The following is a 13,778-nucleotide window of genomic DNA, read 5'->3' on the forward strand; positions in this document are numbered from 1 at the left end:
AGTGTTAAGCTTCCTTATTTTCAGTGGGTTAACACAATGATAAGTAATGTAAAAAATTCGATACGCGGAACATATCATTCGATTAGCAAAAAGTATTTACCTCGTTATCTTGCCGAATTCTGTTTCAGGTTCAATTGGCGCTTTAACCTTAAAAAAACATTCGAACAGCTTATTTATTCATGTATCCGGGCAGCACCTATACCTGAGTATTTACTCAAGCTAGCTGAGATTCGATGGTAATCAGGATTTATTATCTGGATAAACGTCGCCCGGATTTAGCAAGCCTAATGCTCAGCCAGAAAAATATGGATGAGGAAATTTCAACGCTGGCTCTCTCTAATGAATTGTGCCTTGCCGGGATCGAAACAAAAACAGGAAAATCACAAGATGAAGTGATGGATATGTTGTCAACTTATCGTTTAAGTGGAGAGACACCTTATCATCACGCTTATGAAACTGTTCGTGAAATCGTTCATGAACGTGATCCAGGATTTCGTCATTTATCACAGGCACCCATTGTTGCTGCTAAGCTCGATCCTGTGACTTTGTTGGGTATTAGCTCCCATATTTCGCCAGAACTGTATAACTTGCTGATTGAGGAGATCCCGGAAAAAGATGAAGCCGCGCTTGATGCGCTTTATAAAACAAACTTTGGCGATATTACCACCGCTCAGTTAATGTCCCCAAGTTATCTGGCCCGGTATTATGGCGTCTCACCGGAAGATATTGCCTACGTGACGACTTCATTATCACATGTTGGATATAGCAGTGATATTCTGGTTATTCCGTTGGTCGATGGTGCGGGTAAGATGGAAGTGGTTCGTGTTACCCGCACGCCATCGGATAATTATACCAGTCAGACGAATTATATTGAGCTGTATCCACAGGGTGGTGACAATTATTTGATCAAATACAATCTAAGCAATAGTTTTGGTTTGGATGATTTTTATCTGCAATATAAAGATGGTTCCGCTGATTGGGCTGAGATTGCCCATAATCCTTATCCTGATATGGTCATAAATCAGGAGTATGAATCACAAGCGACAATCAAACGTAACGACTCTGGCGATATATTCAGTATAGGATTACAAAGATGGCATGGCGGTAGTTATAATTTTGCCGCCGCCAATTTTAAAATTGACCAATACTCCCCGAAAGCTTTCCTGCTTAAAATGAATAAGGCTATTCGGTTGCTCAAAGCTACCGGCCTCTCTTTTGCTACGTTGGAGCGTATTGTTGATAGTGTTAATAGCACCAAATCCATCACGGTTGAGGTATTAAACAAGGTTTATCGGGTAAAATTCTATATTGATCGTTATGGCATCAGTGAAGAGACTGCCGCTATTTTGGCTAATATTAATATCTCTCAGCAAGCTGTTGGCAATCAGCTTAGCCAGTTTGAGCAACTATTTAATCACCCGCCGCTCAATGGTATTCGCTATGAAATCAGTGAGGACAACTCCAAACACTTTCCTAATCCTGATCTGAACCTTAAACCAGACAGTACCGGTGATGATCAACGCAAGGCGGTTTTAAAACGCGCGTTTCAGGTTAACGCCAGTGAGTTGTATCAGATGTTATTGATCACTGATCGTAAAGAAGACGGTGTTATCAAAAATAACTTAGAGAATTTGTCTGATCTGTATTTGGTTAGCTTGCTGGCCCAGATTCATAACCTGACTATTGCTGAATTGAACATTTTGTTGGTGATTTGCGGCTATAGCGATACCAACATTTATCAGATTACCGACGATAACTTAGCCAAAATAGTAGAAACATTGTTGTGGATCACGCAATGGTTGAAGACCCAAAAATGGACAGTTACCGACCTGTTTCTGATGACCACGGCCACTTACAGCACCACTTTAACGCCAGAAATTAGCAATCTGACGGCTACGTTGTCTTCAACTTTGCATGACAAAGAGAGTCTGATTGGGGAAGATCTGAAAAGAGCAATGGCGCCTTGCTTAACTTCGGCTTTGCATTTGACTTCTCAAGAAGTTGCGTATGACCTGCTGTTGTGGATAGACCAGATTCAACCGGTACAAATAACTGTTGATGGGTTTTGGAAAGAAGTGCAAACAGCACCAACCAGCTTGAAGGTGATTACCTTTGCTCAGGTGCTGGCGCAATTGAGCCTGATCTATCGTCGTATTGGGTTAAGTGAAACGGAACTGTCACTGATCGTGACTCAATCTTCTCTGCTAGTGGCAGGCAAAAGCGTACTGGATCACGGTCTGTTAACCCTGATGGCCTTGGAAGGTTTTCATACCTGGGTTAATGGCTTGGGGCAACATGCCTCCTTGATATTGGCGGCGTTGAAAGACGGAGCTTTGACAGTTACCGATGTAGCACAAGCTATGAATAAGGAGGAGTCTCTCCTACAAATGGCAGCTAATCAGGTGGAGCAGGATCTAACAAAACTGACCAGTTGGACACAGATTGACGCTATTCTGCAATGGTTACAGATGTCTTCGGCCTTGGCGGTTTCTCCACTGGATCTGGCAGGGATGATGGCCCTGAAATATGGGATAGATCATAACTATGCTGCCTGGCAAGCTGCGGCGGCTGCGCTGATGGCTGATCATGCTAATCAGGCACAGAAAAAACTGGATGAGACGTTCAGTAAGGCATTATGTAACTATTATATTAATGCTGTTGTCGATAGTGCTGCTGGAGTACGTGATCGTAACGGTTTATATACCTATTTGCTGATTGATAATCAGGTTTCTGCCGATGTGATCACTTCACGTATTGCAGAAGCTATCGCCGGTATTCAACTGTACGTTAACCGGGCTTTAAACCGAGATGAAGGTCAGCTTGCATCGGACGTTAGTACCCGTCAGTTCTTCACTGACTGGGAACGTTACAATAAACGTTACAGCACTTGGGCTGGTGTCTCTGAACTGGTCTATTATCCAGAAAACTATGTTGATCCCACTCAGCGCATTGGGCAAACCAAAATGATGGATGCGCTGTTGCAATCCATCAACCAGAGCCAGCTAAATGCGGATACGGTGGAAGATGCTTTCAAAACTTATTTGACCAGCTTTGAGCAGGTAGCAAATCTGAAAGTAATTAGTGCTTACCACGATAATGTGAATGTGGATCAAGGATTAACTTATTTTATCGGTATCGACCAAGCAGCTCCGGGTACGTATTACTGGCGTAGTGTTGATCACAGCAAATGTGAAAATGGCAAGTTTGCCGCTAATGCTTGGGGTGAGTGGAATAAAATTACCTGTGCTGTCAATCCTTGGAAAAATATCATCCGTCCGGTTGTTTATATGTCCCGCTTATATCTGCTATGGCTGGAGCAGCAATCAAAGAAAAGTGATGATGGTAAAACCACGATTTATCAATATAACTTAAAACTGGCTCATATTCGTTACGACGGTAGTTGGAATACACCATTTACTTTTGATGTGACAGAAAAGGTAAAAAATTACACGTCGAGTACTGATGCTGCTGAATCTTTAGGGTTGTATTGTACTGGTTATCAAGGGGAAGACACTCTATTAGTTATGTTCTATTCGATGCAGAGTAGTTATAGCTCCTATACCGATAATAATGCGCCGGTCACTGGGCTATATATTTTCGCTGATATGTCATCAGACAATATGACGAATGCACAAGCAACTAACTATTGGAATAACAGTTATCCGCAATTTGATACTGTGATGGCAGATCCGGATAGCGACAATAAAAAAGTCATAACCAGAAGAGTTAATAACCGTTATGCGGAGGATTATGAAATTCCTTCCTCTGTGACAAGTAACAGTAATTATTCTTGGGGTGATCACAGTTTAACCATGCTTTATGGTGGTAGTGTTCCTAATATTACTTTTGAATCGGCGGCAGAAGATTTAAGGCTATCTACCAATATGGCATTGAGTATTATTCATAATGGATATGCGGGAACCCGCCGTATACAATGTAATCTTATGAAACAATACGCTTCATTAGGTGATAAATTTATGATTCATCATTTGATGATGCAAACCGTTTTAATCTGGTGCCATTGTTTAAATTCGGAAAAGACGAGAACTCAGATGATAGTATTTGTATATATAATGAAAACCCTTCCTCTGAAGATAAGAAATGGTATTTTTCTTCGAAAGATGACAATAAAACAGCGGATTATAATGGTGGAACTCAATGTATAGATGCTGGAACCAGTAACAAAGATTTTTATTATAATCTCCAGGAGATTGAAGTAATTAGTGTTACTGGTGGGTATTGGTCGAGTTATAAAATATCCAACCCGATTAATATCAATACGGGCATTGATAGTGATAAAGTAAAAATCACCATAAAAGCGGGTGGTGACGATCAAATCTTTACTGCTGATAATAGTACCTATGTTCCTCAGCAACCGGCACCCAGTTTTGAGGAGATGATTTATCAGTTCAATAACCTGACAATAGATTGTAAGAATTTAAATTTCATCGACAATCAGGCACATATTGAGATTGATTTCACCGCTACGGCACAAGATGGCCGATTCTTGGGTTCAGAAACTTTTATTATCCCGGTAACTAAAAAAGTTCTCGGTACTGAGAACGTGATTGCGTTATATAGCGAAAATAACGGTGTTCAATATATGCAAATTGGTGCATATCGTACCCGTTTGAATACGTTATTCGCTCAACAGTTGGTTAGCCGTGCTAATCGTGGCATTGATGCAGTGCTCAGTATAGAAACTCAGAATATTCAGGAACCTCAATTAGGAGCCGGTACATATGTACAACTTGTTCTGGATAAATATGATGAGTCTATTCATGGCACTAATAAAAGCTTTGCGATTGAATATACTGATATATTTAAAGATGGCGATAATTTTGTTATTTATCAGGGGGAATTGAGTGAAACCAGCCAAACTGTTGTGAAAGTTTTTCTCCCCTATTTTATAGAAGCGTATGGAAATAAAAACCATTTATGGGTACGTGCAAAATACCAAAAGGGAACGACTGATAAGATCTTATTTGATCGTACTGATGAGAAAGATCCGCACGGTTGGTTTCTCAGCAACGATCATAAAACCTTTAGTGGCCTCTCTTCCGCACAGGCATTAAAGAACGACAGTGAACCGATGGATTTCTCTGGCGCCAATGCTCTCTACTTCTGGGAACTGTTCTATTACACGCCGATGATGATGGCTCATCGTTTGTTGCAGGAACAGAATTTTGATGCGGCGAACCACTGGTTCCGCTATGTCTGGAGCCCGTCCGGTTATATTGTTGATGGTAAAATTGCTATCTACCACTGGAACGTGCGACCGCTGGAAGAAGACACCAGTTGGAATATGCAACAACTGGATTCCACCGATCCGGATGCTGTTGCTCAGGATGATCCGATGCACTACAAGGTGGCTACCTTTATGGCGACTTTGGATCTGCTAATAGCCCGTGGTGATGCGGCTTATCGTCAGTTAGAGCGTGATACGCTGGCTGAGGCTAAAATGTGGTATACACAGGCTCTTAACCTGTTGGGTGACGAGCCACAAGTGATGTTGAGCACGACTTGGGTTAATCCAACATTGGGCAATGCTGCTTCAAAAACCACACAGCAGGTTCGTCAGCAAGTGCTTACCCAGTTGCGTCTCAATAGCAGGGTAAAAACCCCATTGCTGGGAACAGCCAATTCCCTGACCGCTTTATTCCTGCCGCAGGAAAATAGCAAGCTCAAAGGCTACTGGCGGACACTGGCGCAGCGTATGTTTAATTTACGTCATAATCTGTCGATTGACGGCCAGCCGCTCTCCTTGCCGCTGTATGCTAAACCGGCTGATCCAAAAGCTTTACTGAGTGCGGCGGTTTCAGCTTCTCAAGGGGGAGCTGACTTGCCGAAAGCGCCGCTGACTATTCACCGCTTCCCTCAAATGTTAGAAGGGGCACGGGGCTTGGTTAACCAGCTTATACAGTTCGGTAATTCACTATTAGGTTACAGTGAGCGTCAGGATGCGGAAGCTATGAGTCAACTACTGCAAACCCAAGCCAGCGAGTTAATACTGACCAGTATGCGTATGCAGGATAACCAATTGGCAGAGCTGGATTCGGAAAAAACCGCCTTGCAAGTCTCTTTAGCTGGAGTGCAACAACGGTTTGACAGCTATAGCCAACTGTATGAGGAGAACATCAACGCAGGTGAGCAGCGAGCGCTGGCGTTACGCTCAGAATCTGCTATTGAGTCTCAGGGAGCGCAGATTTCCCGTATGGCAGGCGCGGGTGTTGATATGGCGCCAAATATCTTCGGCCTGGCTGATGGCGGCATGCATTATGGTGCTATTGCCTATGCCATCGCTGACGGTATTGAGTTGAGCGCTTCTGCCAAGATGGTTGATGCGGAGAAAGTTGCTCAGTCGGAAATATATCGCCGTCGCCGTCAAGAATGGAAAATTCAGCGTGACAACGCACAAGCGGAGATTAACCAGTTAAACGCGCAACTGGAATCACTGTCTATTCGCCGTGAAGCCGCTGAAATGCAAAAAGAGTACCTGAAAACCCAGCAAGCTCAGGCGCAGGCACAACTTACTTTCTTAAGAAGCAAATTCAGTAATCAAGCGTTATATAGTTGGTTACGAGGGCGTTTATCAGGTATTTATTTCCAGTTCTATGACTTGGCCGTATCACGTTGCCTGATGGCAGAGCAATCCTATCAATGGGAAGCTAATGATAATGCCATTAGCTTTGTCAAACCGGGTGCATGGCAAGGAACTTACGCCGGCTTATTGTGTGGAGAAGCTTTGATACAAAATCTGGCACAAATGGAAGAGGCATATCTGAAATGGGAATCTCGCGCTTTGGAAGTAGAACGCACGGTTTCATTGGCAGTGGTTTATGATTCACTGGAAGGTAATGATCGTTTTAATTTAGCGGAACAAATACCTGCATTATTGGATAAGGGGGAGGGAACAGCAGGAACTAAAGAAAATGGGTTATCATTGGCTAATGCTATCCTGTCAGCTTCGGTCAAATTGTCCGACTTGAAACTGGGAACGGATTATCCAGACAGTATCGTTGGTAGCAACAAGGTTCGTCGTATTAAGCAAATCAGTGTTTCGCTACCTGCATTGGTTGGGCCTTATCAGGATGTTCAGGCTATGCTCAGCTATGGTGGCAGTACTCAATTGCCGAAAGGTTGTTCAGCGTTGGCTGTGTCTCATGGTACCAATGATAGTGGTCAGTTCCAGTTGGATTTCAATGACGGCAAATACCTGCCATTTGAAGGTATTGCTCTTGATGATCAGGGTACACTGAATCTTCAATTTCCGAATGCTACCGACAAGCAGAAAGCAATATTGCAAACTATGAGCGATATTATTTTGCATATTCGTTATACCATCCGTTAATTAATTTCGCGATTATATAATACAGGCTCTCTTTTGGGGGAGCCTGATAGAAGCAATTTATGAGATATTTATAGAAGATAATTTTTTAAATTAACTTGAGGTTTTTATATTATTTAAGTTTAATCTATCTGTTTTCTGTTTTCTGTTTTCTGTTTTCTGTTTTCTGTTTTCTGTTTTCTTAAAGGCGTGTAATGTAAAAAGGTGAGATCTCTTGTGATGATTCTGATTGGCCTGGAATGGGTCTTTTAGGACCTTAGCTTAAGGTTTGGTATAAATTGATAATTTCGATATCGTACCTGAAATGATCATTATTAATGATTAAACTAAAAAGAAGTTTTAGATTTTACGTACATGTATTCCTGTCTTGTGCCTGATTATAAATTAAAGGTTGTTTATGAAGAGTGTTGCGAAAAATAACTATTTTGTATAATATCCATTGGGTAGAGATAATTATGCTTATTTATATGATATTGTTTAAGTTACTTAGTTTGATTAATTTAATGAGTAATTGAGAGTATTTAAATGTGGAATAACTATTAATTATTGTATAAATGTGAGGAGAGTTGTAAGGCGATTTGGCGTGAAAATCTTTATATCTATTTTTCTGGAGACGTTTTTTCAATTCCAGAATAATATATGGTTATTATTACTTTTATGTCATAATTCAGGGAGGGAATTATTAAAAGCTGGGGTGGTTTTACTTTTAATGGTCAAGAATATAGACTTAATCATCTTGATGAATTCGAATTCACTTACATTCAAGAAAAAGAGTGTATTAAGCCGGAGAAGAGCTATAAATTTATTGTTGAATTTGGTCTACACTGTTTTACCCTGAAGCCTAATAAGCGCAAGGGTGAAACCCTTTCTAATTATCCCAGAGATCTCTATTACTTAGATTTTCTAGAAACACGTGTTTTTTGTTTTAAACGATACGTTATGTCTTTCTGCCTTCCAAATATAGTAAAAACGATAAACTCAAGAACTTGTTTGTATCCCCACACTACATTGTCATTGTTAGATTATCTCGGTTTAATAAGTAAAGTCCGCCATAAGCCTTCGTCCAGTATGAACTGTTGTGGTTCAATAATCCTAGACACCTATCCCCGGATAATCCTTCTCCTCTGACATCTAAAACAGATAAAAATCGGGTCACTTTTTTACATAAGCAGGACAGGAAAAATACTAAGATGCCCTTAATTAATTCAATTTATGTTGGAAAAGGTTATGCCAATTTCATCCATCAGCGGTCATGTGCCACTTAGCCAAACGCAAGCTCCTCAGCACACCGTATCTTCTCCCCTACTCGAACAGGGCAACCGCTTGTTTGAACAGTCTGTCCGACGTGGCTCGCTGCATTTCCAGAGCTCGGATCTCAAGCACTTGATCGCCGAATTGCGCCAGTTGCAGAGTGCTCCCAACAGCGCGCAAGCCCAACGGGTGCAAGATGCCATCCAGCACTGGGAGAACCACCACCCTAAAGAGGTAGCCGCCCGTAGCACCCGCCTTGCCGAGCTTAAACAGGCTCTGGCAGAACAAGGCGCTATGGTGCGCACTTTCCAGCCGAAGGTGATGACGACCGGTCCCCAAGCTATGTTGCAGCAGGCTATGCCAGCTTTACAGAAGATGGGAACTTACGCATGCACTGATGCCGGCACTTTCGTCAGCAAGCAGAATCCTCATTATCAGCAAATCATGGAGAGATTGAAGTTATTCAATGGCAACCCGGATCGCCTGAGGGATAACAGTCAGGCCAACATGATGTCCAATATGGCAGCTATCGCCGCTAAACAAGGCAACGTCAGTCTCAACCAACTGCAATCTATCGCCGCCCGTGTCGCCCAAGCCCAAGCTGGTTGCTGCACCACTTTGGCTTATTCTGCGGCAGCCGAACTGGTGAAACACAATCAAGGCGACCAGCAGCGCGTTGAGGTAGTCGCTCATCGTGGCTCCAAGGGGCATACCCAGACCCACTGCTTCGTAGTGGTCGGGCGCGATCCCAATAGTGAGCTTAACAAACCCGAAACTTGGGGTAAGCAAGCACACGTCATCGATCCTTGGGCTGCTACCATAGGTGGTAGATTGCAAGGTACGCCGAGTAATCCTCCGATCGCTAACCTGTGGCCGCCGACTGAATCTGTGTTTGACAACCATAAAGAGTAACCATGTTCAATTCCTTATTATCAGAACTGTGCCGACGCCTTGGGCAGGCCGAAGAATCTCTACATTCGGAGGGACTCGATCTGCTGCTCGGCCCTTTTAGTTTGCATATCCGCCAACGCGATGAGTTGGTAACTTTGTTTATTCCGCTAGGTAATGTCGAACCTTGTTCGTTGGCTACACTGGCCGATTGGCCATCATTGCAACTGAGCCGTAGCGGTGAGGGTGAGACTCTGCTCTGGAGCCGTGAATGGTTGGAGAGGCTGGATGCTGAGTTGTTGGTCAACTTGGTCGAGCGGATGTTACAGCAAGCCAGGAACCTTACAGCTACGGCCCCTATCACTGAAAGCCAAGAATGGCCGACATTCAGTATTCAAGGGAATTCGTGGCACAAAGTTTAGGCGAAAAACTTTAAGAGATTAATCAGGTGTGTTATTGCAAGCCACGAGCGATATTATTTTGTGCATTCGTTATACCACTCGCTGACTAGTAATGTTATTACTGGGTACAGGTTCTCCTACGGGGGAGCCTGACGGAAATAATTTGTGAGAAATTCACCGAGGTAAACTTTTAAATTAATTTTATATAATTTCCTAATTACGAAGTTAAACTATCGGCGTCGATACCTGTGCGTAAGAATGAACAAGGGCGGTTTCCCGCCCCTCTTAATAGACTCTTAAATGGATTTCAGCAGGTCAAAGAATGCTGATCTGCGTTGACATGGTATTTCGAGGCCAATTAGCAGAAGTGTTCTGGTAGCTGAAGATACCATTTTGGTAGCCATCGAGGCTGTATTCTTTCAGGAAGCCAACCACAATTTGGCCCGCAGCACATGGCCAATTGTATTGCCCGTTTGTAATGCACACTGGTGTAGAAGAGTACAGCGAGTATGGCAGTGTACCGCCGTTCATCCAAGCAAAGGAATTATATCCATAGCCAATTTCCAGAACGGCGGCGCGGAGCTGATATCCTCCGTGATTGCAGTTCGTCACCGGTAAGTTGGAAGTGTATTCCCATCCGCAATTCGTTGAGCCAACGGCATAGACCCACATATTGGTTAGCGGAGGCGCGGCAACGTAAGCTACCTCAGACTTAGTGTTGAGTTCCTTCTCTTCAGCTCGGATTGGGCTCTCAGGATTAGGCAGTAGCTGAGATTGCGCTGCCAGGGCGTTTTGAGCAGTAGAGACCTCCTTCGGTTGCTCTGTTTGGGCATAGGCATTAATGCCAAACAAGGAAGCAAGAGATAACAGCATAGCAAGTTTATTTTTCTTCATTATTGAATTCTCTTAGAAATGGAAAAATCCAATTTTAGGGAAGTGAGCGAAAATCACATTATTAAATTTTATTTATGTAATGATCGAAATTTTTGCGGAGGTGATTGTTTGCTTGCTTATTTCACTGAGGAACAAAGGTGGATAAATAATAAGGAATATTTCTTCAATTACCTTTCACCTGGTGAGAACTAACCTCTTTTTTGTTGTCTATTGAGCACATTTTGTACTGGCGTGTTTGGGGAAAATGCCAGTACTGTGCTCAATAATATCACTACAATCGCGCTGAGATTGTCTCCTCCTGACAGCGACTAACCTGTATTTCGCATTCCCGCTGCGATACCGGCAATGGTTACCATCAACGCTTGTTCAACCTGAGGATCGGGATGCTGCTGTTGACGGGAACGCAGTAATAGTTCTGCCTGTAAGACGTTTAATGGATCAGTGTAAACATTACGTAGGGCGATTGATTCTGCAATCCACGGTAGATCTGCCATCAGGTGTTCATCTTTAGAAATGGTTAATACCGTCTTAATATCTGCGGAAAGTTGTTCGCGCAGTTTCTGGCCTAACGGCCATAAGTTCTTATCTACCAGACGATGATCATAATACTCCGCTAGCCACAAGTCGGCTTTAGCGAAGACCATTTCCAACATACCAATGCGAGTGGTAAAGAAAGGCCAGTCACGGCACATTTCTGCTAGTACATCCTGCTTCCCATCATTGACAACTTTTTGTAGCGCAGCACCTGCACCTAACCAGGCTGGCAACATTAGGCGATTCTGTGTCCAGGCGAAAATCCACGGGATAGCGCGTAAACTTTCCACGCCACCCGCCGGATGACGTTTGGCTGGACGAGAACCTAAAGGCAATTTAGCTAATTCCTGTTCTGGCGTTGCAGCGCGGAAATAAGGCACAAAATCGGGCTGTTCACGCACATAATCACGATACATCTTGCAGGAAACATCAGATAGGGTATCCATCACCTGATGCCATTCCAGTTTAGGCTCCGGTGGTGGTAGTAGGTTTGCTTCCAGAATTGCACTGGCATATAAGGCTAAGCTACTGATAGTGACCTGTGGCAGACCGAATTTAAAGCGGATCATTTCACCCTGTTCAGTTACACGTAGGCCACCTTTTAAGCTTCCCGGTGGTTGGGAAAGCAGTGCTGCATGTGCTGGCGCACCGCCACGACCAATGGTACCTCCGCGACCGTGGAACAAAGTCAGCGTAACGCCTTCTTTTTCACAAACTTTAATCAAGGCATCCTGTGCTCGGTATTGCGCCCATGCCGCAGCCATCACTCCGGCATCTTTCGCTGAATCAGAATAACCAATCATCACCATCTGTTTGTCCTGAATCAGAGCGCGATACCACTTAATATCCATCAATTGCTGAATGACATTTTCAGCATTATTCAGGTCATCAAGGGTTTCGAATAGCGGTGCAACGGGTAAGGTGAACGGACAACCGACTTCTTTCAGTAGTAAGTGAACCGCTAATACATCAGAAGGTACTTTAGCCATTGAGATAACGTAAGCGGCAATAGCGTCTTGTGGTGACTCTGCAATGACTTTACAGGTTGCGAAAACTTCTTGCGTTTCAGCGCTTGGTTGCCAGTTATGTGGGATCAGTGGACGTTTGGAATTAAGTTCATGCAGTAGGAAAGCCTGTTTCTCTTCTTCTGACCAACTGGCGTAGTTACCTAATTCCAGATATTGCGTTAATTCAGAAATGGCGGTTGTATGGCGGGTACTTTCTTGGCGCACATCAATGCGTACCAGCGACAGGCCAAAGCAGCGGATACGGCGCAAGATATCTAATAGCTGACCATTGGCAATGATTTCCATCCCGCAGGTCTTTAGTGACTGATAACAGGCGTAAAGTGGTTGCCAGAGCTGTTCATTATCCACCAGCAGATCAGTTGGTGGCAGAACTTGCTCCCCTTTCAGTTGTTTCTCCAGATAGGTCAATGTATTGCTGAGTTGTGTCCGCAATTTCTTAGCAATTTCTCGGTAGGGTTCCAGAATTTCATCACCACCTGCTAGCTTACGAACTTCGGGTGTACATTCAGACATAGATAGCTCAGAAACCAGAACCTGAATATCTTTCAGGAATAGATCGGCTGCTTTCCAGCGGCTAAGCAGTAATACATGATGAGTCACTTCAGCCGTTACATTTGGATTACCGTCACGGTCGCCGCCCATCCAGGAAGTAAAGCGGATGGGTACCGCTTCAACTGGCAGGCTATAATCAATTGACTCTTCCAGTTGTTCATTAAATTCGCGCAGGAATGCCGGTACACCCTCCCACAAGCTGTTTTCCACCATAGCGAAGCCCCACTTAGCTTCATCAATTGGAGTTGGCCGAATTTTACGGATTTCATCGGTATGCCATGACTGGGCAACTAATTGACGCAGACGACGCATAATGTTGTTACGCTCATAATCTGCCAGATCATCGTGATCGAGTTGCGATAGACAAGTGTTAACTGCCACCAGCTTGTGAATTAATGTACGACGCGCGATTTCAGTAGGGTGAGCGGTGAGGACCAGTTCAATAGACAGCTCATTGACCGCTTTTTTCAGATCATCGTTATTGAAATTTTTTTCTTTTAACTGGGTGAATAATTTCGCTAACGCAACGGGATTACTGGCAGCTTCACCATGTGGGGAGATGCTGTGATACTGTTCTGCAACGTTTGTTAGGTTGAGAAATTGGTTGAAAGCGCGGGCAACTGGCAATAGTTCATCATTAGATAGGTTTTGCAAGGTAGATAATAGTTGCTGGCGATCTATTTCGTTGCCTGCGCGGGATGATTTGGATAATTTACGGATAGTCTCGACTTTATCGAGAATATCTTCTCCTAACGCTTCTTTGATTGTGTCTCCGAGCAGCTTACCTAGCATGCTGACATTACTACGCATTGCGGAATATTGTTGGTTCATATGACTCTTGGCCTTTATTGCTGGCAGAATGTTGGTTCTGTTCCTGTAGAA

General features: G+C 43.6%; 5 protein-coding genes and 1 pseudogene. 4 read left to right on the forward strand and 2 right to left on the reverse strand.

Going from position 1 to position 13,778, the window contains the following annotated elements; translation table 11 throughout:
* The 4 genes and pseudogenes from EAE92_RS22105 to EAE92_RS22120 form a co-directional block, all read left to right on the forward strand.
* The coding region (locus EAE92_RS22105) for a transposase (protein ID WP_214066812.1) at positions 1-240 on the forward strand (240 nt) is incomplete at its 5' end.
* Positions 241-245: 5 nt separating this feature from the next.
* A pseudogene (gene tcbA / locus EAE92_RS25070) lies at positions 246-7,351 on the forward strand (insecticidal toxin complex protein TcbA); the annotation flags it as partial.
* A gap of 1,251 nt (positions 7,352-8,602) precedes the next feature.
* A complete protein-coding gene (locus tag EAE92_RS22115) occupies positions 8,603-9,511 on the forward strand; it encodes a hypothetical protein (protein ID WP_339959419.1) in 909 nt (302 codons plus the stop codon).
* 2 nt (positions 9,512-9,513) lie between these two features.
* Complete coding sequence (locus EAE92_RS22120) at positions 9,514-9,909, forward strand: type III secretion system chaperone (protein ID WP_214069613.1); 396 nt, start codon at positions 9,514-9,516, stop codon at positions 9,907-9,909.
* A gap of 294 nt (positions 9,910-10,203) precedes the next feature.
* On the opposite strand, the gene EAE92_RS22125 is transcribed toward EAE92_RS22120, so the two are convergent.
* The gene (locus EAE92_RS22125) at positions 10,204-10,782 is read right to left on the reverse strand and encodes a YolA family protein (protein WP_036814526.1); all 579 of its coding nucleotides are present in this window, start codon (positions 10,780-10,782) and stop codon (positions 10,204-10,206) included.
* A gap of 308 nt (positions 10,783-11,090) precedes the next feature.
* A complete protein-coding gene (gene ppc, locus EAE92_RS22130) occupies positions 11,091-13,727 on the reverse strand; it encodes a phosphoenolpyruvate carboxylase (protein WP_214069614.1) in 2,637 nt (878 codons plus the stop codon).
* Between the last annotated feature and the right edge of the window lie 51 nt (positions 13,728-13,778).

The organism is Photorhabdus hainanensis (assembly GCF_018448965.1).
GTDB lineage: Bacteria > Pseudomonadota > Gammaproteobacteria > Enterobacterales > Enterobacteriaceae > Photorhabdus > Photorhabdus akhurstii.

Excerpts from the sequence above, each read along its gene's own strand:
- EAE92_RS22120 (WP_214069613.1), top strand. The coding sequence starts at position 9,514 with ATGTTCAATTCCTTATTATCAGAACTGTGCCGACGCCTTGGGCAGGCC.
- ppc (WP_214069614.1), bottom strand. The coding sequence starts at position 13,727 with ATGAACCAACAATATTCCGCAATGCGTAGTAATGTCAGCATGCTAGGT.
- EAE92_RS22125 (WP_036814526.1), bottom strand. The coding sequence starts at position 10,782 with ATGAAGAAAAATAAACTTGCTATGCTGTTATCTCTTGCTTCCTTGTTT.